This window comes from Streptomyces sp. NBC_00045, from assembly GCF_045041095.1.
Taxonomy (GTDB): Bacteria; Actinomycetota; Actinomycetes; order Streptomycetales; family Streptomycetaceae; genus Streptomyces.
The window spans coordinates 7,051,379-7,071,523 of the sequence record NZ_CP108271.1 but is presented as its reverse complement, the minus strand read 5'-3'; the positions used below and the strand labels follow the sequence as shown (position 1 = coordinate 7,071,523).

Here is a 20,145-nt window from a genome sequence, read left to right as displayed (position 1 = left end):
CCAACATGGACTGGATGCTCAAGGAGCTCGCAGCCAGCGTCCCGTATGTGCGACACGTGGTCGTGTTGTCGTCGGACGGTCTGTGCATCGGTCAAGCGAACACGGAGCCCGACACCGCTGACGCGATCGCCGCTGCCTGCTCGGGCATCCAAAGCCTGGCGAAGGCCATCGCCCAGAAGTTCCCGCACGGAGACGGCTCGACCCACATGGTCGGGATCGAAGTCGACGGCGGATACTTTTCCCTCATGGCGGCCGGACCCGGGGCCTATCTCGCGGTGCTGGCCGATGCGGAGGTGGACGCGGGGTTGCTGGGCGACCGCATGCGTACGCTGGTGGTCCGGATCGGCCAGCACATGACCAGCCCGCCTCGTGAGGACGTCGGGCAGGCGATGTGACGTTACAGAACCAGGACGCATGGGACGAAGGCAGTCCCGTGCCGCTTTATGTCATCTCCGGTGGCCCAGGTTCCTCAGCCAAAGCCTTCAACCTGGTCACCCTCGTCGCATCGAGGTCCGCACCCGAACCCGGTATGCAGCCCGAGCAGGCAGCCATCCTCACCATGTGCCAATACCCGCTGTCGGTGGCCGAGATTTCCGCGTACCTCAGCCTGCCGTTCAGCGTCATCACGGTGCTGCTCTCCAAGCTCGTGGACAACGAGCGGGTTCAGGCTACTGCTCCCGTACCTGTCGCGGCGGTCCCCGAACTTGGCCTTCTGGAGGCGGTGATCCATGGACTACGTAGGCTCTGACGCTCCCGCCGCCGGCCCCCGCCGCTCAGACGTGCTGCTGCCGCACGGCGCCAGGGGAGTCAAGGTCGTGATTGTCGGCGGCTTCGGGGTGGGCAAGACGACCATGGTCAAGGCGGTGAGCGAGATCCCGCCCCTGACCACCGAAGAAACCATGACTCAGGCCGGCGTCGGGATCGACCACAATCCCGGTGCGGAAGGCAAGAACACCACGACCGTTGCTCTGGACTTCGGCCGCATCAGCATCAACGAGGAGCTGATCCTCTATCTCTTCGGGACGCCGGGACAGGAGCGCTTCTGGTTCCTGTGGAACGGCATCTTCGAAGGCGCGCTCGGTGCCGTGGTCCTCGTCGACACCCGAAGGATCGAAGTCTGTTTCGAGATCATCACCCGTCTGGAAGACCGCTGCGTCCCCTTCGTCGTGGCCGTCAACACATTCCCCGAAGCGCCGCAGCACCCGGTACCAGCCCTGCGTACTGCTCTGGCGCTCAACGAATCGGTGCCCATCATCACCTGTGACGCACGCGACCGGTCGTCCAGCCGCGACGCCTTGCTCTCGCTGATGGGCTACCTGTGCACCCTCGCCGCCGCTCAGGAGTCCGTATGACCGTCCCACCCACTGACCACACCACCACCGAACCAGGGCTCACCCCGCCCCCGGGTTGTCCGGCCCACACCGCCACGGGACTCGACGCAGCGACCCCGCTCTGGGGCGCCGCGGCCGAGACCGACCCCATGGGCCTGTACGAAAAGTTGCGTGCCGCCCACGGTCCGGTGGCGCCCGTCCTGCTCGACGGGGACGTACGGGCCTGGCTCGTCCTGGGATACCTCGAGAACCGTGATGTGGCCAGCCGCTCCACCCAGTTCTCCCGCGACCCCCGCACCTGGCACGGCTGGAAGAGTGGCGAGATCGACGCCACCACCTCGCCGCTGGTACCGATGATCGGCTGGCGACCCGACTGCGTATGTGCGGACGGCGAAGAGCACCAGCGCCTGCGGGGCGCGGTCACGGCCGGCCTCAGCCAGTTCGACCAACGCGGAATCCGCCGCCACATCACCCGCTTCGCGCATCAGCTGATCGATGATTTCTGCGAAACGGGCAAGGCGGAGCTGGTTGGTCAGTTCACCGAGCACCTGCCCATGCTCGTTCTTACCCACCTGCTCGGAATGCCGGACGAGTACGGTCCCAAGCTCGTGCACGCCGCCCGGGACCTCTTCAAGGGCACCGAAACGTCGCTCGCGAGCAACGCCTATGTGCTGGAGACCCTCGATCAGCTCGTCGTGGCCAAGCGCGCCCTGCCCGGGCAGGACATCGCATCCGTACTGATGGCCCACCCGGCCGGCCTCACGGACGAGGAGGTGCAGCACCACCTGCGCCTCATCCTGCTCGCGGGCTATGAGACGACCGCCAATCTCATGTCCAACGTGCTGCGCATGGTGGTCACCGACCCGCGGTTCCGGGGGTCGTTGGCCGGCGGCCAGATGACCTTGCCGGAAGCAGTGGAGCAAGTGCTCTGGGACGAGCCACCGCTGATGGTGTGCCCGGGCCGCTGGGCCACCGGTGACACCTCCCTCGGCGGGCAGGAGATCAAGGCGGGAGACATGCTCCTGCTGGGCCTGGCCGCCGGGAACGTCGATCAGGTGGTCCGCCCAGACCCCTCGACCCGTGTGCACCACAACCGCGCGCACCTGTCCTTCAGCGCCGGCGCCCATGAGTGCCCCGGCCAGGACATCGGCCGTGTCATCGCCGACACCGGCATCGACATCCTGCTCACCCGGCTTCCCGACATCAGCCTGGCCGTGCCCAAGGAAGAGCTCACCTGGCGCTCCTCCACCTGGTCCCGGCATCTCACGTCACTGCCCGTGAAGTTCGCGTCCCGCAGTCCGGAAGCCCATGATGTGCTGACACCGCTGCCGGCCGCGCCCCTGCCGAGCAGCAGCATTCCGACGGCGTCCCAATGGCCGGTGTCGGAGCGCGAGTTGTCTCACCCAACCGAACCCCGCACCTCGTGGCGGGCGCGGCTGAGGCGGCTTCTGCGGAGGCGGTAGGCCTGGCAGCTCCCATCAGAGCCGAGCACCACAGCCGAGGAGGCTGCCGGACGGCGTGGGCCGGCAGCCTCCTCCGAGCTGGGCGAGCACCAACCAAGTGCTCGTACCGTCGGGCGCGGCTCCTGAGTCGAAAGCGGCTGTGTGGGAACATCAGATCGTCCACAGCTCCCCGGCCCCTGCGTTCGGCGTCTGCGGCCGGGCCGGACTTTCTCCGCGGTGCAGCGCCCGGTGGGCAGCGCTCGCCCGTTCGTAGTTGCCGCGTATCCAGTGCGGACAGGTGGACCACGATGAACCACTCGGCGCCCACTTCGCGCTCGTCGTGCGGCGCCCTTCACGCGTGCGTCGACGTTATGAGGCCTGATGACGCTGAGACATACCGCTCGCCGGCGGGCACAACGGCGGTGGGAGTCCGTTGCTCTTTGAACGGACCGTCTGCCGGAGCGTAGCGGGGCGCCCCGGTGTACCACGCATGGAGGCCGGACAGGAAACTGGAAGCTCCCCGGAGCCACGCCTCCAGCCCGATCCGTTCGCCGTGGTTCAACCGGGCTCGCTGGACGACCGGTGGCAGTTCGCTCCGTGTGAGGTGCTCGAAGTGGCGCAGTCGGGCGGTCACCAGATCGGCGGCCGCCTGCATCGCCTCCTGGACGGTGATGCGCAGGGATGTTTGGAGGACGATGACGAGGTTGTTGACGTCGTGTTCGTCATGAATTTCCCGCTGGTAGGAGGCAATGTCGTTCGCCATTCCCATGTAGTCCATGAAGGCGTCGAGCAATGCGCAGAAGGCTCGGCTGTGTCGGATCTGCTCAGGGATCCGTGCGCCAGTGGAGAGTTCGACGGAGTAGGGGGCGGTATAGGCGGCAAAGCTTTCACGGCGGAACTGGGCATACTCGATGAGATCCGGGACACGGCCGGCGCGGCTGTTGGCCAGTTCCTGAACTCCCGCGTCGATGTACCTTGCCAGGGCATGGTTGAGCCCCTGCCGCCAGTGCGCCATTCTCGGAGGGAACAGCCGTTGCTGGAGGTCGGCCATGCCCCTTTCGACGGCATTGGTCGGGGCCGGCAACCGGGCGCCCGGCTCCGTCGGCAGGAAGGCATGGAGGCGGGCCGTGAAGGCTTGTGCGCCTGTGAGGTCGCCCGTCCGTTTGAAGGCGGAGGCGAAGTAGTCGTCCCAGGCCAGAGCCCAGAGGTTGAACTGGTGATTGAGCCGGAGGTCGGCGAGTGAGGCGTCAGGAAGAGCCCAGGCGGTCAGCTGGTCAACGGCCATGGCGTGGAACTGGGACAGGGTCCAGATCGCCCGGTGGGGCGACGGTGCTTCGTCGCTGTCCAGCATGCCCATCTCTCGCGCCCACGTCTCGGTCTCCTCGCGCAGGGCCAGCAGATACGGATTCACCCGCACCGGGTACGGCATCCGCAGTATGGGCAGCTTGATGGCCTGCACTGTCATGAGATCCCTGCTTCCCTTTCGGCGCGCATCGATGTTGCGTGTCGCTCCGGCCGTGCCCTGAGCAGTTACAGGGGCTGGCGGAACCCATGCAGTGGGCGAGGAAGTGAACGTGCTGCACATAGGTCCTGCGAAGGCACCTGCGTAGTCGGGACATGCGGATGCTGTGCGAGCACGACGAGCCGACCATCGGAGTCCCGGCACCGCAGCGATAGAACCGGTGACGCCCCGTCACGAGCCCGAGACCATCCCGTGGCGGTCTCTGGCGCGTCCGGGTCACACCCCTTGATCGGGGACTGGGCGAGGATCGCGAATGTCAGTTCCTGGGGCATGGTTTCTCCCTCCGAGACGCCTATAGGCTGACGATCCACTGCTGCCACGAGGACGGACGCCAAACCGTTCCCACCCTTTGGTGCACCAAAACGTGCGCCCACCCCGGCCAATCCGCAACCCCGCGTAGCCGTCCTCGGACCACGATTAAGGCCGGTTTGCGGGGAATGAAACGATCCTTCTGGGTCAACTTGGCTCAAATTCGACCCCAAAGCTATTGATCCGAAACGCTTGTGATTCTGGGTCGTTGAGCTGGGTGTGAGTGATCTGCTGGGGGACGCGCGGCATCTGCCGCCGTCGGCACAGAAGTTCTGCGGTCGCAGCCGGTGGCCGCGCTGGTGGCAGGGCGAGACCGCGAGGACGTTGCGTCGTGTGTCGCTGAAGGCCGTGGACAACTGGTGGGCGAAGTGGCAGGCCGGAGGCCGGGACGCACTGCTCGCGCGGCCGAAGGGCCGTCCGGTGGGGGTTCATCAGGTGCTGGGCGAGGCCGAGCAGGCCGCCGCGCGCCAAGCCGTACTTGATATCGGCCGTGCGATGTCGGCCTGGTAGGGCAGTTGTGGACGCGGAGGCTGATCGGTGACCTGATCGCGAAGCTGTACCGGGTGCGGCTGACCGAACCAGGGGTGGGCAAGTACCCCAAACGGTGGGGGCTTTCTTTCCAGCGTCCCGACAAGCGGGCGGTGGAACAGGATCCCGAGGCGGTGCGGCGCTGGCACGAGGAGACCTGGCCGGCAACCCGGGCCAGGGCGAAGGCCGAGGGCGGTGAGATCCTCTTCGCCAACCAGGTCGGTGTCCGTTCCGACCAGGTCACCGGCCGGACCTGGGGGGAGAAGGGGCGTACCCCGATCGTGCGGCGCACGGGCAACCGGTTCTCGTTGAACGCGATGTCCGCGATGTCCGCGATCAGCACCAAGGGCCGGATGCACTTCATGGTCTTCACCGAGACCTTCGACGTCACCGTGATGTGCCGCTTCCTGGAGCGGCTCGTCGGGCACTTCGACCACAAGGTAGCTGCTTAACGCCGACCTCAAGCACAGCCCGCCCAAAGGCCACCGGGCCCGAAACCAGGCCGAACACGCTGCCGAGACCCGCCGGTTCTTCCGCAGACGCCAACGCCAGCCCCACATCGTCCGCGGCTACTTCCACAGCCCCCGCGTCCGCTGCACCCTCAACGAGAACCCTTTGAGTTTCTGATCAATAGGTTCACCGGGTTGGCGGCTGTGGCGGTCGTGGCTGCCAGGGCGGAGACGGCTTCTGCGGGCGGGCCGGTCCGGTCCGGTCCGGTCCGGTCCGGTCCGGTCCGGTCCGGTCCGGTCCGGTAGTGAGCGTGCGCCGCTGCCGCTGCGTCGAACAGGGTCACTGCAGCTCGGATCAGATCGTCAGCCCCGGCGGTTTCGCGGGGCGGGTCGGGGTAGGTCGTGGGCTTCGGGCAGCGGGCGCGGCCAGGAGTCGTGCAACGGGTCTTCCGCGGCCGCGGTCGCGGACCTCGACCGCTCGGCCGAGGACGAGCCTGTCGCGCTGGAACGCGACCACCTCCACCTTGCTGAGTCGTGTGGGAACGGCGCGATACCCCTCCGGGAGTGCCTCGGCGGCACCCCTGCGCGGGATGGCGGCCGCACTCCATCGCATGCACCTCCGCTTCCACCCGCACGCCGTCCAGTCGATGACGGCCAACCCGGGCCAGGATGGCGAGGAGGCGGAAGGGTCCACCAGTGACACACGGCCCGGTGTGTGCCGATCACCCTGCAGGGGGCGTGAGTGCGACGGGATACGAGACGAAGATCCCCGCATAGGAGGTCAGTTCGGGCCCAGGGTGCACAAACCGTCGGCAACTGGACCCGTCACGCATCAAGGCCTCCGCATCGCCGAGTCGTCATCCTCAGGCGGAGCGGAGGGATTCCTCACTGCTCGTAACAGGAGGAATTCGGCCGGTAGTAAATAGGTGAATCTCTGACTGAATTACCGTCAACAAGCCTCATTAATTATCTCGATTCCATAACGACGCCATCGAAAAAGCCTGGACCTTTCCTGGTCTACACGCATAACTAGATTACTCTTAAACAGAGTTGACAGATCATCAAATTTGACCACCAAGGTAACGGTCAGATACCTCAAAGCCCATTCCTGTTTGTCCGAATTTTCCACCTCGCCCGTCTGGCAGGGTTTCGTGCACCCACTCCTCCGACCAAGGATTTGAGGTGCGCATGACGGGTAGCCGTCGAAAGAAACGTGAACACCGGCGCAAACCGCGCCGGTTGATACTCCTCACTGCCGCCATGGCATCGGCGGCAGTGATAGCGGGGGGCATCGCCTACTCCGGACTGGGCGACAACGCCCAGGCGGAGACCACCACTCAGGCCGACGCAGCCGCGGACACCCTCGTACCGGCCGCCGCACCAGTCCGCGATGCGGAGCCCGCGGCCATCGCGGACGCACCCGCCAACGACACCGCGCGCGGCATGGTCTTCGACGGCCTCAAGGCCGCGCCGAAGGGCGACAAGTGCGTCGGCGTCTACCGCACGGAAGCCGGGCTCTGCAGCCACGGCCCCGACGCCCCGCCGAAGGACGTCGACATCAAGGCCGACGTCGCCCCTGCGGTCAAGACGAAGGCCGTGGCGGCCGATCCGGCCAGCCCGGAATCCGGCGAAGCGGCTGCCGCCGAAGGCGGCGGGCGTCCTCAGGACGCGCCCGCCGCCGACGCGGCCACCGCCAAGACCCCGGCGTCGAAGGCCCCGGCACCCGCTGGCGGCAGCGGCCAGACCGTGGCCGCCGGTCCCGCGGGGCAGACCGTCCAGTGCGACGGCGACGGCAGCAGCGGCAACCGCGTCCAGGTCGTGTACGTCCACGGCTCCGACCGCGACCGCTACTCCGAGTACGTCGCCTCGTTCCGCAAGTGGGCGGCCGACGCCGACCTCATCTACTCGACGAGCGCCCAGGAGACCGGCGGCATCCGCCACATCCGCTACGTGACGGCCGCGGACTGCACGCCGACCGTGCTCAACATCGAGCTCCCCGCCTCGGCGCTCGCTGAGTTCAGCGCGACCAACAACGCGTTGGCCGCCAAGGGCCTCGACCGCCGCGACCGCAAGTACATGATCTTCTCCGACACCCAGGTCTACTGCGGCATCGGCACCTTCGCGGGCGACGAGCGCCCCGGCCAGGACAACCAGAGCAACTTCGGCCCCTCCTACGGCCGTACGGACTCCGGCTGCTGGGGCGGCCACACCGCGGCGCACGAACTCGGCCACAACCTCGGCGCGGTCAACAACAGCGCCCCCAACACCAGCCGCGGCGCCCACTGCACGGACGAGTGGGACGTCATGTGCTACTCGGACACCCCGTACTACCCGCAGATGCGCAACGTGTGCACCAACCAGGCAGCCGAGAACATCCTGGACTGCAACCACGACGACTACTTCCACACCAACCCCAAGGCCGGCAGCTACCTCGCCACGCACTGGAACATCGCGAACAACCAGTTCCTGATGAAGGGCAAGGGCGGCAACCCGAACCCCGACCCCAACCCGCAGCCCACCACGAAGCCCACCCCCACCCCGACCAAGAAGCCCGGTGGCGGGCCGGCCGTGACCGTCGGCCAGGTCCGGTCCAACTCCGCGGTGGCAAGCTGGCCCAAGGTCGACGGCGCCGCCTGGTACCAGGTGCTCCTCAACGGCAAGCACCTCACCTGGGTCCAGTCCCAGACGCTGAACATCTACAACCTCCAGTCCGGCACGGAGTACAAACTCGCTGTCTCGGTGCGCGACGCAGCCGGCCGTGACAGCGGCCCCGGCAGCGTCACCACCTTCCGCACCACCAGCGCCGGCGGTGGCACCACGACCCCCGGCACCCGCTACACCTTCGGCAACGGCAGTACCGGCATGGCCGCCGAGCTGTGGGGCGGCCGCGCCGCCGACGGCACCCTCCTCGTGGGCGCACGGGCCAACGGCTACGCGCAGCAGCAGTGGCTGTTCGAGGACGCGGGCGGCGGCCTGGTCCGTATCAAGTCCGCGGTCTCGGGCAAGTGCCTGCAGGCGGGCGGCGCCCCCGCCCCTGGCATGTGGATCGCCCAGCAGGCGTGCGGCAACGCCCCCAACCAGCAGTGGAAGCTGAACTCACGCTCCGGCACCACCCCCATTACCGACTCGAGCGGCGGCTACGCCCTCACCGTGAGCAACCGGCCGTACTACGGGGACTGGCTGCTCGACCTCCAGCGTGCCGACGGGCGCGCGTCCCAGGTCTGGACGGTCCAGAAGGTCGGCTGACCTTCGACCGTCTGATCAACCGTCGGCGGACGGCTGTATTCCCCATGCGGCCGTCCGCCGGCTCCCTCACGGCACCGCACCTCCACCGCACCGCACCGCAGCGGTGGCGGCCACTCGCATCCCACCGCACCAGGGAGCACCACAACGATGCGTACACGCCACAGCTTCCCCGCCCGTACCGGACTCGGGGTCCTGTTCCTCCTCCTCGCCCAGGCCGTGGCCCTGGCGACCCCGGCCCAGGCCCACGGCGACACCGTCAAGGTCGTGATCAACGGGCAGCGGGAGGGCCACCTCACCACCGACATCACCTGGGAGAACCACGGGGAAGCCATCGAGGAGGCGGTCGCCGCCACGGTGAACGCGACCAGCGCGGACGGGAGCCGCGCGCTGGGCCCCTGGAAGCTGGTCCGGGACGCGGGCACGCGCACCGGCTGGAGCACGGCCGAGGTCCTGCCGGCCGGAACCTGGAAGGTGCACGTCCACGTCGGGTTCCCCTCACTGGGACACGCCGAACGCGAGGTCTCCGTACCGGTCGTCGACACGGCGCCACCCAGCACTTCCGCCACGCCCACCGCTCCCGCTCCTGCGAGCCCCTCGGCCACGGACGTGCCCTCGGCCGCCGCATCCGCATCGCCCGCCCTCGCGGGGGCCGCTGGCGGGATGCTGCTGGTCCGCCGGGCCCGAGCCCGCAGGCAGGCGCGGGGCGACGGGTGAAGCGGTCGGTAACCAGGCCGTCGTGTGAGCCCAGGCCTGCGTTCCACCAGCCCGTACGTGGCCGACTCCTCCGTCAGCGGCAACACCAGCGGCATCCAGCCGTACGCGGGCTACTGGCACATCGGGGGCGACGAGCTCTACTGGTGGCCGGACCGTCCGACGAGCAACTTCTTCTCCGGCCAGATCGACGAGACAGCCATCTAGCCGTCGGCGCTGACCCAGGCCCAGATCCAGAACCACTACAACGTGGTCAAGGCCCCCTCCGACACGCTCACCAAGGTCACCGTGGCCGAGGACACCTATACCGACCAGGGCGCCCCGAGAGCCACTAACGGCACGTCCACCTCGCTTGCCGTGCGTGGCAACCCGGCGTGCGAGACCTACCTGCGCTTCAACCTGCCGGCCGCCCCGGTCGGCCAGGCCCTGAAGGCCGCCGCACTCCAGTTCAAGACCTCGAACCAGACGGGCGTCGGCACGGCCGACACCGTCTCCCTAGTCCCGGTCACCGGCACCTGGAGCAGCACGGGCACGACATTCACCACCAAGCCCACCCTAGGCACCACGCCGCTCGGCACGTTCGCGGCCATCCCCGACGGCTCAGCCGTCCACAGCGCCCAGCTGGCCACCGCCACACTCTCCGCGTCGCTGGGCACCAGCCAGCATGGCCCTGACCAGCACGGGCACCGACCCGCTGTGGATCTGGTCCAAGGAATCAACGGCTACGGACGCCACTCCGCAGCTCCTCCTCACCTTCGGCCCGAAGTAACCACCCGACGGAGTGCGGGGCCGCCGAGCCAGGGGCCGCAGCCGCACCCCCCGGTATGTGTCCCGCACACCGGACGACCAGGTTGCCGGTCAAGCAAGTTCCAAGCATTTCTCAGACCAAGGAGCATGATGCACAAACGTCGCACGTCCCGCCGCAAGAAAGCTCTGACGGCCGCGAGCACCGCCTCACTCGCCGGCGGTCTGATGTTCGGTTTCAATGCCCTCGCCCAGGCCGATGCGGTCAGCGGCACGGTCATCGGCGGGCAGAGCAACTACAAGACCGTCAACCACCGGGCCAAGCCGTCCCTCTCGGCCCAGGTGAACGGCTCCTCGAAGGTAGGCGAAAAGGTCCAGATGTCCTGCCGGACCACCGGCGACACCGTGGAGAACAACCCGCGGTGGATCTTCACCGGCTCGTACTACATCGCCGACACCTTCATCAACGAGAACACCACCGCCCTGCCGGTCTGCGGTTCGAGCCCGAACCCGAATCCGAAACCCACCCCCACCCCTACCCCCACGACCGCGAAGACGCTCAAGATCGACATGCAGAAGCAGGTCAGGACTCAGTGGTGCTGGGACGCCTCCGGCGTGACCATCGCCAAACGCTGGGGCCGCTCCGTCAGCCAGGAGCAGTTCTGCCAACTCGCTGCCCAGGGCTCCTGGGTGGACTGCAACAACCAGCCCGCGACGCTGGAAGACATGGCCAACGGCCTGGCCCGGCTGGGGCTGAGCAACAGCGGCCGCAGCCTGTACCGCAACGCCTCGTTCAGTGAGTCGGCCGCCGAGATAGCCGCAGGCCGGCCGTTCGCCGTCCGGATCGGCTGGCGCACCGGCGGTGGTCACATGAACGTCATCTACGGCTACGACAGCGCCACCAACATGGTCGCGGTCGGGGACCCGTGGCAGACCACCCAGACCTACACCTGGTGGAACCACGCCACTTACGTGAACAACAACTCGTTCCAGTGGACCCACTCCCGCATCGGGATCCAGGGCTGAGGAGAAGACCGACCATGCAGACCACGCGACACACCAAGCACGCGGCAGTCCGGGCCGCCGCCCTCGCCACGGCCGCGCTCGCCGCCGCCCTGAGCGGAATCGTTCCCGCACAGGCTGCGGAGGGCGACGGCATCGCGGGCTACCCGTCCGCCCAGCAGGCCGTCCGGAGCGACCAACTCCGCGACACGGTCTCCCGCTTCCTGGTTTCGGCCCGGCAGCACGGCACGGGCCCCGGCGCGGACGGCGGCACCGTCGGCACCCCTGGCAACGCACCCGCCGCGGTCGCCGCGCCGCCCGGGTTCGATCTCAAGGACCCGGTGCCGATGTTCGAGATCAGCCCCGAGTTCGTGACCGGCAAGACCCAGGCGACCCCGCAGACCGCGATCCGGCTCTCCTACCTGGCCTCCCGGGTGACCGCCTCCGACGGCAAGAACGCCGCCGTACTGCTCGCACCCAAGGGGAACACCCCTACCACCGGAAGCGGCCCGCAGAACGTCGGCGCCGAGGGCTGGCAGCTGGCCGGCATCCGGGACGGGGACGCCGAGGTCGGCTTCGCCGAGCGCGGCACTCCACAGGCCCGTACCTTCACGGAGCCGCAGATCCACGCCTGGTACCGGCTCACCGCCGAAGGCATGGTCGAGCCGCTCAACGAGGAGGCGAACAGCGGCCTCGGCGGAAAGCGCGGCATCACCCTCGCCGCCTACCAGAAGCTGGTCACCGCCCGCTACGGCGACAAGATGCCCGGCTCGGAGTACGACCGCAAGGGCCTGGCCGGCGGGTACGGCGGCCTCGTGGAGGACCAGCCGGAGCAGGTCGCCGCCGCATCCGGGAAACCGGCGACGGAGGCGTCCTGGCAGCCGATCTCCGCCACCGGGGCCGCAGCCCTGGCGGCAATCGCCGGTGCGGTGGTGTACGCGCGCCGCCGACGGCCGGCCGCCGCCGTGCGCTAACCGCACAGATCCACCCGGCGTCGGTCCACAGGGATACGTGGGCCGGCGCCGGTGCAACTTCCGGGGGCGCGGCGCGCTGCCGAGGGCCTGTTCCGCGGAGGAGATCGTGCGCCACGTAAGCGGTGGCGCCGTGTCTCTGGTGGTGAGGGGCGGAGCGAGCGCCGCGGCGCAGGGGGAGGCGCGTGCTACGTCTCTCTCGGGTACGCGGAGATGTGATCACAAGCGGGGCAACGTTTCGCTTCGCATCCCCCACCGGAGATGTGGTCGCTCCTGACCTCAAGGTCTCGAACGGCCGTGCAGGGCCGGGATGCTCCAGTCTCGGTGGTAGCGGCAACCTTCGACCGCGCAGTCCCGGACCGTACGAATCCGACGTCCAGGCTCTGCAGTTCGCGGACGATCCGGTAGAGGCTCAGGCCGATGCCGTTCCTTTGGGGGCTGCCCGCCGCTGGAGGGTGCAGAAGGCGTGTGCGACGGACACGAGGGTGCCGTGGTGGTGCCAGCCGCCCCAGGTGCGGCCCTCGAAGTGGGCCAGTCCCAGGGCCTGTTTCATCTCGCGGTAGTCGTGCTCGATGCGCCAGCGGAGTTTCGCCAGGCGGACCAGGGTGGTCAGCGGGGTGTTGGCGGGCAGGTCGGAGAGCCAGAACTGGACAGGTTCGCCCTGGTCGGCGGGCTACTCGGCCGGGAGCCAGCACTCGGGCAGCTCCGGGCCGTCAACGGCTTGGCGGACCTCGCCGGCGGGCCGGATCCGCAAGGCCACGAACCGCGCGTACATCCGCTTCAGACCGCTCTTGCCGGTGCCGGGCCGGGAGCCCTCACGCCATTGCACCGGCTTCGCCGCTTCCTGCCTGCCTCGATGACCAGCTGTTTCACCGACCGCGGCTTGTCCGGGCACTTCGCCACGGGTGGCCGTCCGCTCTCGGAGTATGGCTCGGCCACCGGCACTGCCTCGCCGGGCCGAGCCGAGAGGGTGGTGGAGATCCCCACCACGTAGTCCGCCAAGGCGTCCCGGACCGCATCGCGCCCACGCGAACGGGGACGCGAACGGGGACGGGGACGGGGACGGGGACGGGGACGGAGGAGCTTGGCGCAGTCCCAGTGCTCGCGGAACCCACCCACACCACGGGCGAGCAGTCAGTGCACGAGCGGGAGTCTTCCGATACGGGCCGGGAGGCCATCGGACCAGCCCCCGCCGTCAGGCCCGTAGGTCAGCGTCGGCGGGACACGGTCCGGTCCGATGCTGAGTGTTTGCTGACCCGGGCACCCACAGCAGCCGTGTGACCTGCGGAAACGCCCAGATGTCAGGTGTTGGACTTGAACATTGTACGAAACGCGGAGAAACTCCCGATTTGTCTGCTCCCTGCCTGGTCAATTCAGGTCAAGGGCGGTCTCCGGAGCCTACAACGATTCGCATGTTCGGTCAGCTGTCCCCAGATCTTTCAGGACCCGCGCTGACCTATTGCTGACTTTTCTGACACAGAATCAGGGATCGGAAACACCACGACTGCGCAGCATCACTGCGCGATGACTCCGGGCGTCCGTGTGGGCCCGCGGAGGGGGCCACCCGACCGAGGACGTTGTCCTCCCGAAGGGTGACGCAGAGCGTTTCCGATCTTTGCCGCGCGTTGGCCGGGAAGGGATCCGTCAGCCCAGAAGATCAGCGGCGACCCCGCGCGGGCGCCGCGCGTCAGAAGCGGAGCCGGCCTTGGCACCCGTACCGAACGGCCTCTACACGATCAGCGGTCCCCCCGAGCAGCTGCTTACGCTGGAAGGAGGGGCGTCGGAGCCGAAGACACCCGTCTTCCTGCTGCCGCCCACCGGCAGCCCCGGCGAGCAGGAGTGGCAGCTGGAGTCGCTCAGCAACGGCAACTGTACGATCCGCAATCTCCGCGGCGGAACCTATCTCTCCTACGACGGCGACCCGGAGATGAACAAGCCCGTGGTCGGGTACCCCGATCCGCGCGAGTGGGCGCTCTATCAGAGCGCGGAGCCGCACTCCTTCCACGTCGTCGTCCCCGGAGGCCCTGTCGACGGAGCGGAGCTGGCCCTGGACCTCAGCCTGCTGCGGATCTTCCCGCCCCGTGTCGCCCTGAGGCCACTCGACGTCAACAACCGACGCCAGGCGTGGACCTTCCGGTTCATGGAGTAGAAGTCCGGGACCGATTGCCCGGGCCGGCCTGCGGCCGGCCCGGGCACCGCCACGGAAGGGCGGACCTGCTCGTAGTCCGCTCAGCCGAGACGGAAGTACTGGTTGGTGCCGCCGACACGGTCGTACTGGATGATCCCCGCTCTGTTGGCGGTGCTCGCGCCGTCCACCGACACGCACCGCCGGCTGTTGCGGGCCACTAGCTCGGCGGTGAAGGTCGCAGCGGACGCGGCAGGGGCCTGCACACAGGTCACTTGCCGGAGCCAAACCCCCAGTTTGAGTGGACCTGAAGCCTGGCGCCACGGCTCCCGTTGAGGCCACACGCGCCGACTGCTACCTCGACACCGGCCAACAGACGAAGCACCTGGACGGCCTGAGCTGTCCGGCTCGGCCGCTTCGCCGAGCGCCGGCCAACTGCAGCGCCTCGCCGCACAGGAATGGTCTTGTGGATCGGGTTTCGTGTGGGGTGTTCTTGGCGAAGTTCTTCAACCATGGGCTTATCACCGGTTGCCGGTCATCCTGCTGTCGCTGTCTTCCGTGAGCCCCGAGGCGGGCGGCCCGTCCCGGCTCTGGGCCCGCGGGTCGATGCCGAGGCGAAACGGACCGCACACATACTGGCCGGGGTGGCGACCCATGCCAGACCGGTCGAGCGGGCTCTCGTGCTGCGGCAGACCGCCGCGGCTGCAGGTGAGTTGGCAGCCGCGCTGTCCGCTCTGGCTCCGGCCGTGGCCGGTGAGGGAATGCCGGCGGAGTCGACCAGTCAGTCGTTCTTCCGGGTCCGTGAGGTGGAGCTGTCGGACCAGCAGGCTGCCCTGCACGGTGTCCTGGTCATCCACCGCGGTCTGGAAGACCTGTGTGATGCTCCGCTGTCGGGTGCCGACCTGGCCTTGGAGGTGGCCGGGATGCGGCAGTCGGTGCTCGACCTCACCGGCGCCGCGCCGATCGCCGACCTTGACTCCGTCCCGCCCGTGGCCGTCCCCGAGCCAGGCGCTGAGGCGTCGTTGGAGAGCGTGTGGAGTGCCCGGTGGCTCATCGGGCACCAGGTCCATGTCCTGTTCAACGTCTGCGCCGCCGTCGCCGTGGCTGATGCCACCCGCCATCTGCGGCACGGTGATGTTGATGCCGCGCTGCTGCGGCTGGCGGACGCGACGGTGTACGTACGCGGTTTCCCGGGGGCCATGACACACGCCAGTACGATCCCGGCCGACTACTACATGGCGGCGATACGCCGCACCATGGCGCCCCCATCGGTGGACATCCCGTTGAGCGGGCGCCAGCACCGCGGATACAAGCTGTTCCGGACGGCGATGAAGGACCTTCTGTCTGTGGTACCCGACTCCTACGAGCACCTGGCGGCCCGCGCCCCGGAGCTGGCCGAGGCACGGGGCGCTCTCCTGGAAGCCGACATCGTGGACGGTGAACGGCACGTCACCCTCGCGTACTCGATGGTGCATCTGCGTCGTTCCATCGCCCAGAAACCCGAAGGCCCCGACAACGCCGTCGCCGAACTACGGCTCATGCGCCATCGCCGCGCGGCCCAGTACGCCCCCCTCATCCGGTTCGGGGACCACTACATCGCCGATGCCGTGGCCGGCCTGCGCCACTCGTGAGTCCGCGCATCCGCCCGCCCACACCCCCGGCAGGAGATCAGATGCCCGAGACGACGCCCGACACCACCCAAAACACCGTCGTCACCGCCGACCGGGAACTGGAGCCGGCCGATGCCGACGCGTGTGAGCGGCTGGCCCGCAGCCTGTGCACCGGTGTGCACGACCAGGTCGATCACGTCGAGTGGCTGGCACGGGCCCGGGACGCCTGGGAAGAGCTTCCGCTACCGCTGCGCCGGGAGGTGCGCCGGTTCCGAAGGCATTCCGGCCCGCACGGCACACTGGTGATCGGTGGCCTGCCCGTCGATCAGGCGGCCCTGCCCGCGACGCCGGCCGTACCCGGCTCGGTCCAGCGCGAAGCCACCGTCTCGGCCGCCCTGCTCACCATGGTGGCCTGCGGACTCGGCGAGCCCCTCGCCTACCTGGCCGAGAAATCCGGTGCCCTCGTACAGGACGTCGTACCCGTCCCCGGACAGGAGACCTTCCACGGCAACGCCGGATCGGTACCGCTGTCCTTCCACACCGAGAACGGCTTCCACCCCCACCCACCCGACTACGTGGTCTTCCTGTGCCTGCGCGCCGACCACGACCGGATCGCCGGCATGCGCACCGCCGGCATCCGCCAAGCCCTGCCCCTCCTCACCCCAGCCGGCCGCCAGGCCCTGTTCGCACCGGAGTTCATCACCACACCACCACCCTCCTTCGGCCCCGACGCCGCCACGGGTGAGCCCGATGTCGAGCCCCGAGGAGTGCTGTCGGGCGCAACCGAGGACCCCGACATCCGCATGGCCCAACTCGTCACCACCCCGCTCACCCCCCGGGCCACCGCGGCGCTGGCCGAGTTCGACCGTGCCTGCGAAGCGACCGCCCGCACCCTGCGCCTGACACCCGGCGACCTGGTCGTCATCGACAACCGCATCACCGTTCACGGCCGCACCGCCTTCCACCCCCGTTACGACGGCACAGACCGCTGGCTGCAACGCACCTACGTCACCGCCGACCTGCGCCGCTCCCGCGACCACCGCCCCCACGACGGCCACGTACTCGCCCGCTGACCAGCTGAGGCTCCGAGGGTTTGCGAGGCCGTTATCCGACCAGGGTGACGTCCTGGTCGCGGATCCACTTGCACTTCGCTGGTCTTGTAGAGGGTCTGTCCCTCGCGCTTCGTGGCCGCGCCGGTCAGGATGATGCAGTCGTTCTTCCCGTACCACTCGCCGCTGGCCTGGTAGCCCTCGACGACGTCCCAGGTGCGGATGAACGACGTGAACGTACGGTCCGGCTCTCCGTACGTGGTGATCTTCGCGTTGTACTTCTGGGCGGCCTTGTCCTTGACGACGGCGTCACAGCGCGGGATGCCCGACGGGATCTCGTCCGCGTCCAGGTAGGAGCGGGTCTGACCGCTGTAGACCGTGTAGAAGGTCTTGAAGTGCGCGCCCTGCTGGTTCTCGAAGAAGCCCGGGTCCTTCCAGTGGCACAAGGTCGACGACGCACACCGAAGGCGCGCGGCGGGGAGCTCTGTCCGCCCGGCGAGTCCATCAGGGCGGGACCTGACCGGGCGATCTTGTCCGGGCGAGCAGACAATGAGCACGAGGGACCTTCTCGCTGATGGCGAGGTACGCGGTTCTGAGGTCTGCGGTCTGGAGGTCGTGGGACATGGGGGCACGATGGCCATGACGGTCGAAGACCAGACTCCTCAGGTGGGCAGCTGCCTTCCCGCCGAAGGGCCGAACCGCCCTCCCGGACCGGTGGAGGGTGCCGATCCCGTAGGGCCGCCGAACCTCCCGTCACCCGGCTCTCAGGACGAACCGGTGTCCATCCTGAACATGGTGGCGCGACTGAGGGCTGCCTACGCCTCGGTCGACGCGATCACCGTCGAGGCCACGGTCAGGGAAGCGTACGAATCGTTCCACCATGCCAAGGTCAGGACATACATCCCGATCCTGGTCGAACGCCAGGCGCGGAAGATTCTCAATGCCGCCTACCGCACCGCTCCAGGCCACGCGGTCGACGGCGAGCCGACCTGCCAGGAGCCGGACGCTGCCACGCCCCGACGACCCGGGGAGCCGTGAGAAGCCGGCTGTGGCCGCCCCGGACCCGAGGTCCGCGAGCGCATCGCCCTCCCGGACGCTCATGGTCGTGCGGTCGATGACTTTGGGTTGGGAAAGCACCTCGGCGCTCTGAGGTAGCAGGGGCCGGGGAACGACTCGCCGGCGACCGTGCTCGGGACAGCCTCCAGGCGGGGCGAGGATCGCAACTTCGCATTCCCGGGCGATCCACCCATGGCCGCACACACTGGGTCCGCCCGCCCGGATCCAGAGCAGTCACGTGCGCCGCTACGAATGGGCTGGCGATGTCAGCCGACCGGGTGATCCTCTGTCGCGACTGAGGCACGCATGGTGCTGCCGGTTGGGAGGTGCGCACTGCAGATCCCGCACCATGGCGGGGTGCTCCTGTTCTTAGGGTTGCGGCTGTACGAGTTCACCTGCCCGGGCCACAAGAGCCTCGACATGGGCTTGGCCGCATAACTCGCGTCGCGGGCATCGCGGAGCTCGACAACTTCACGGGCGAGGCCGACGGCTCACCCGGACGCCGTACACCCTGCCTACGTGCGGTTGCGCAATACGCGTCACGCAACGAGGCTCGACGCATGGCCTGGATCGCACCGGTCGAGGCGGCGTGGCATGACCAGAGTCACGGGAGAGTCATGACGACTCCGGACGCGTCGGACGACGGTACGGGATCGCCGCAGGCCTCCGACTCAGCTCAGCGCAGTTTCGGGCCCACGGTCGCCATCGCGCTGATCATCGGCACGATCATCGGTGTCGGGGTGTTCAACCTGCCCACCTCTCTGGCCACTTTCGGACCGATCAGTCTGGTCTCGGTGGGGCTGACGACCCTCGGTGCGCTGGCGCTCGCGCTTCTGTTCGCCGCGCTCTCACGGCGGCTGCCTGCGGACGGCGGTCCCCATGCCTACGCGCACGGCGTACGGCAACACCCTCGGATTCCTCAGTGCGTGGTCGTACTGGATCACCGCTTGGGCGGGCAACGCGGCGATCGCGGTCGGCTGGGTGCTGTACGTCGAGGTGTTCCTGAACAAAGGGCACAACCGGTTCGTCTCGGTCCTGCTGGTTCTGGTCGGGCTGTGGCTGCCCGCGTTGGTGAACCTCGCCGGGGCGCGGCAGATGGGCCTGGTCCAGGTGGTCACCACGGTGCTGAAGTTCGCGGCGCTGGCGTTCATGGCGACCGTCGGGCTGTTCTTCGTGCACGGGGCGAATTACAGCCCGGCGAATATCAGCGGCGAGAGCACGGCGGCGGCGATCGGCGGCGGCATGCCGATCGGCCTGTTCAGATACCTCGGGGTGGAGACCGTGGCGGTGGCCGCGGGCAAGGTGCGCGACCCGGACCGCAACATTCCACGCCCCACCGTGATCGGGACGCTGGCCACGGCCGTGGTGTACGTGCTCTCCCTGGTCGCGGTGTTCGGAATCCTGCCGGCCCAGCAGCTGAAGAATTCCACCGCGCCGTTCTCAGACGCCGCCAATGCGATCTTCGGCGGGAGCTGGGCCGGGAACATCATGGCCGTCGCCGTGATCGTCTCCGGGCTCGGCGCGTTGAGCGTCTGGACGATGATCTGCGCGGAGATGCCGCTCGCGGCGGCGCAGGACGGGCTGCTGCCCGCGCGGTTCAAGCAGCTGTCCGCCAAGGGCGTGCCGGCGTTCGGAGTGGTCACCTCGACCGCGCTGGCGTCCGTCGCGGTGATCGTGAACTACTCCGGGTCCGGCGGCACCACGGCGTTCACCACGCTGGTGCTGATGACGGGCATCACGGCCGCCATCCCCTACGCACTGTCCGCCGGAGCGCAGATCAAGTGGCGGCTGGCAGACCGGCGGCAACTACAGGGCGCCCGCTTCGCCGCGACATGGTGATCGCGGTGCTCTCGCTGGTGTTCTCGATCCTGTTCATCTGGTACTCGCGCGACACCAGCCGCACCTCGTGGGGCTACTGGGCGCCGTTCCTGCTGGCCGCGGCGGCCCTGCTGTGCGGCCTACCGGTCTACCGGTCTACCGGTAGACCGGTAGACCGGGCGCAGCGTCGACACATGGTGCCGCCCACCGAGGTGCCGCCATGGAGGTAACG

At 68.5% G+C, this 20,145-nt stretch carries 20 protein-coding genes and 2 pseudogenes; 18 read left to right on the top strand and 4 right to left on the bottom strand.

Annotation, left to right across the window (positions count from 1 at the left end; all coding sequences use genetic code 11):
* Positions 1-5 precede the first annotated feature (5 nt).
* From OHA65_RS32690 to OHA65_RS32675, 4 genes are read left to right on the top strand one after another with little or no spacing between them, the layout of a single operon-like run.
* Entirely contained in the window at positions 6-395 is a 390-nt protein-coding gene (locus tag OHA65_RS32690) for a roadblock/LC7 domain-containing protein (RefSeq protein ID WP_053788756.1), read from the top strand.
* A complete protein-coding gene (locus OHA65_RS32685) occupies positions 392-748 on the top strand; it encodes a DUF742 domain-containing protein (protein ID WP_327279743.1) in 357 nt (118 codons plus the stop codon). The genes OHA65_RS32690 and OHA65_RS32685 overlap by 4 nt, the downstream gene beginning before the upstream one ends.
* A complete protein-coding gene (locus OHA65_RS32680) occupies positions 729-1,352 on the top strand; it encodes a GTP-binding protein (protein WP_405763027.1) in 624 nt (207 codons plus the stop codon). Before OHA65_RS32685 ends, OHA65_RS32680 begins: the two co-directional genes overlap by 20 nt.
* On the top strand, positions 1,349-2,794 hold the full coding sequence (locus OHA65_RS32675; RefSeq protein ID WP_405757957.1) for a cytochrome P450: 1,446 nt from the start codon (positions 1,349-1,351) through the stop codon (positions 2,792-2,794). The genes OHA65_RS32680 and OHA65_RS32675 overlap by 4 nt, the downstream gene beginning before the upstream one ends.
* Positions 2,795-3,125: 331 nt before the next feature.
* Here OHA65_RS32675 and OHA65_RS32670 read toward each other — a convergent pair whose 3' ends face one another.
* A complete protein-coding gene (locus tag OHA65_RS32670) occupies positions 3,126-4,238 on the bottom strand; it encodes a hypothetical protein (RefSeq protein WP_405763025.1) in 1,113 nt (370 codons plus the stop codon).
* 585 nt (positions 4,239-4,823) lie between these two features.
* On the opposite strand from OHA65_RS32670, the gene OHA65_RS32665 reads away from it, so the two are divergent.
* From OHA65_RS32665 to OHA65_RS32630, 8 genes and pseudogenes are all read left to right on the top strand, one after another.
* Entirely contained in the window at positions 4,824-5,114 is a 291-nt protein-coding gene (locus OHA65_RS32665) for a helix-turn-helix domain-containing protein (protein ID WP_405763023.1), read from the top strand.
* A 5-nt stretch (positions 5,115-5,119) separates the two neighbouring features.
* A complete protein-coding gene (locus OHA65_RS32660) occupies positions 5,120-5,584 on the top strand; it encodes a winged helix-turn-helix domain-containing protein (protein ID WP_405763021.1) in 465 nt (154 codons plus the stop codon).
* A gap of 1,257 nt (positions 5,585-6,841) precedes the next feature.
* Positions 6,842-8,827 carry an RICIN domain-containing protein gene (locus OHA65_RS32655; RefSeq protein ID WP_405763020.1) on the top strand — a complete coding sequence of 662 codons (1,986 nt, stop codon included), beginning with the start codon at positions 6,842-6,844 and terminating at the stop codon, positions 8,825-8,827.
* A gap of 147 nt (positions 8,828-8,974) precedes the next feature.
* On the top strand, positions 8,975-9,541 hold the full coding sequence (locus tag OHA65_RS32650) for a hypothetical protein (protein ID WP_371645518.1): 567 nt from the start codon (positions 8,975-8,977) through the stop codon (positions 9,539-9,541).
* A 24-nt stretch (positions 9,542-9,565) separates the two neighbouring features.
* On the top strand, positions 9,566-9,745 hold the full coding sequence (locus OHA65_RS32645; RefSeq protein WP_327279737.1) for a hypothetical protein: 180 nt from the start codon (positions 9,566-9,568) through the stop codon (positions 9,743-9,745).
* 42 nt (positions 9,746-9,787) lie between these two features.
* Positions 9,788-10,117, top strand: a pseudogene (locus OHA65_RS32640) (DNRLRE domain-containing protein); the annotation flags it as partial.
* Between the two features lie 315 nt (positions 10,118-10,432).
* A complete protein-coding gene (locus tag OHA65_RS32635) occupies positions 10,433-11,308 on the top strand; it encodes a papain-like cysteine protease family protein (RefSeq protein ID WP_328765276.1) in 876 nt (291 codons plus the stop codon).
* Between the two features lie 14 nt (positions 11,309-11,322).
* On the top strand, positions 11,323-12,258 hold the full coding sequence (locus OHA65_RS32630; RefSeq protein ID WP_327279735.1) for a hypothetical protein: 936 nt from the start codon (positions 11,323-11,325) through the stop codon (positions 12,256-12,258).
* 409 nt (positions 12,259-12,667) lie between these two features.
* Here the strand turns inward: OHA65_RS32630 and OHA65_RS32625 are convergent.
* Positions 12,668-13,128: pseudogene (locus tag OHA65_RS32625) on the bottom strand (transposase); the annotation flags it as partial.
* Between the two features lie 832 nt (positions 13,129-13,960).
* Here OHA65_RS32625 and OHA65_RS32620 point away from each other — a divergent pair.
* Positions 13,961-14,404, top strand: coding sequence for an RICIN domain-containing protein (locus OHA65_RS32620; RefSeq protein ID WP_327279734.1), 444 nt, complete (start codon positions 13,961-13,963; stop codon positions 14,402-14,404).
* A gap of 80 nt (positions 14,405-14,484) precedes the next feature.
* Here OHA65_RS32620 and OHA65_RS32615 read toward each other — a convergent pair whose 3' ends face one another.
* Positions 14,485-14,655, bottom strand: coding sequence for a hypothetical protein (locus OHA65_RS32615; protein WP_371645513.1), 171 nt, complete (start codon positions 14,653-14,655; stop codon positions 14,485-14,487).
* A 369-nt stretch (positions 14,656-15,024) separates the two neighbouring features.
* Here OHA65_RS32615 and OHA65_RS32610 point away from each other — a divergent pair, with 369 nt between their 5' ends.
* On the top strand, positions 15,025-16,011 hold the full coding sequence (locus tag OHA65_RS32610) for a hypothetical protein (protein WP_328764435.1): 987 nt from the start codon (positions 15,025-15,027) through the stop codon (positions 16,009-16,011).
* Positions 16,012-16,052: 41 nt separating this feature from the next.
* Complete coding sequence (locus OHA65_RS32605) at positions 16,053-17,063, top strand: TauD/TfdA family dioxygenase (protein WP_371645511.1); 1,011 nt, start codon at positions 16,053-16,055, stop codon at positions 17,061-17,063.
* Here OHA65_RS32605 and OHA65_RS32600 read toward each other — a convergent pair.
* Positions 16,994-17,485 carry a hypothetical protein gene (locus OHA65_RS32600; RefSeq protein WP_405763016.1) on the bottom strand — a complete coding sequence of 164 codons (492 nt, stop codon included), beginning with the start codon at positions 17,483-17,485 and terminating at the stop codon, positions 16,994-16,996. The genes OHA65_RS32605 and OHA65_RS32600 overlap by 70 nt on opposite strands.
* A 331-nt stretch (positions 17,486-17,816) precedes the next feature.
* Here OHA65_RS32600 and OHA65_RS32595 point away from each other — a divergent pair, with 331 nt between their 5' ends.
* The 3 genes from OHA65_RS32595 (at position 17,817) to OHA65_RS32585 (ending at position 20,143) form a co-directional block, all read left to right on the top strand.
* Entirely contained in the window at positions 17,817-18,077 is a 261-nt protein-coding gene (locus OHA65_RS32595; RefSeq protein ID WP_327279729.1) for a three-helix bundle dimerization domain-containing protein, read from the top strand.
* 897 nt (positions 18,078-18,974) lie between these two features.
* Positions 18,975-19,934, top strand: coding sequence for an amino acid permease (locus OHA65_RS32590; RefSeq protein WP_327279728.1), 960 nt, complete (start codon positions 18,975-18,977; stop codon positions 19,932-19,934).
* On the top strand, positions 19,928-20,143 hold the full coding sequence (locus tag OHA65_RS32585) for a hypothetical protein (RefSeq protein WP_405763014.1): 216 nt from the start codon (positions 19,928-19,930) through the stop codon (positions 20,141-20,143). Before OHA65_RS32590 ends, OHA65_RS32585 begins: the two co-directional genes overlap by 7 nt.
* Positions 20,144-20,145: the final 2 nt, after the last annotated feature.

Coding starts and splice junctions, on each gene's coding strand:
- OHA65_RS32690 (WP_053788756.1), top strand. CDS start 6: ATGGACTGGATGCTCAAGGAGCTCGCAGCCAGCGTCCCGTATGTGCGA.
- OHA65_RS32680 (WP_405763027.1), top strand. CDS start 729: ATGGACTACGTAGGCTCTGACGCTCCCGCCGCCGGCCCCCGCCGCTCA.
- OHA65_RS32675 (WP_405757957.1), top strand. CDS start 1,349: ATGACCGTCCCACCCACTGACCACACCACCACCGAACCAGGGCTCACC.
- OHA65_RS32670 (WP_405763025.1), bottom strand. CDS start 4,238: ATGACAGTGCAGGCCATCAAGCTGCCCATACTGCGGATGCCGTACCCG.
- OHA65_RS32655 (WP_405763020.1), top strand. CDS start 6,842: ATGGCATCGGCGGCAGTGATAGCGGGGGGCATCGCCTACTCCGGACTG.
- OHA65_RS32650 (WP_371645518.1), top strand. CDS start 8,975: ATGCGTACACGCCACAGCTTCCCCGCCCGTACCGGACTCGGGGTCCTG.
- OHA65_RS32635 (WP_328765276.1), top strand. CDS start 10,433: ATGATGCACAAACGTCGCACGTCCCGCCGCAAGAAAGCTCTGACGGCC.
- OHA65_RS32630 (WP_327279735.1), top strand. CDS start 11,323: ATGCAGACCACGCGACACACCAAGCACGCGGCAGTCCGGGCCGCCGCC.
- OHA65_RS32605 (WP_371645511.1), top strand. CDS start 16,053: ATGCCCGAGACGACGCCCGACACCACCCAAAACACCGTCGTCACCGCC.
- OHA65_RS32590 (WP_327279728.1), top strand. CDS start 18,975: ATGCCTACGCGCACGGCGTACGGCAACACCCTCGGATTCCTCAGTGCG.
- OHA65_RS32585 (WP_405763014.1), top strand. CDS start 19,928: ATGGTGATCGCGGTGCTCTCGCTGGTGTTCTCGATCCTGTTCATCTGG.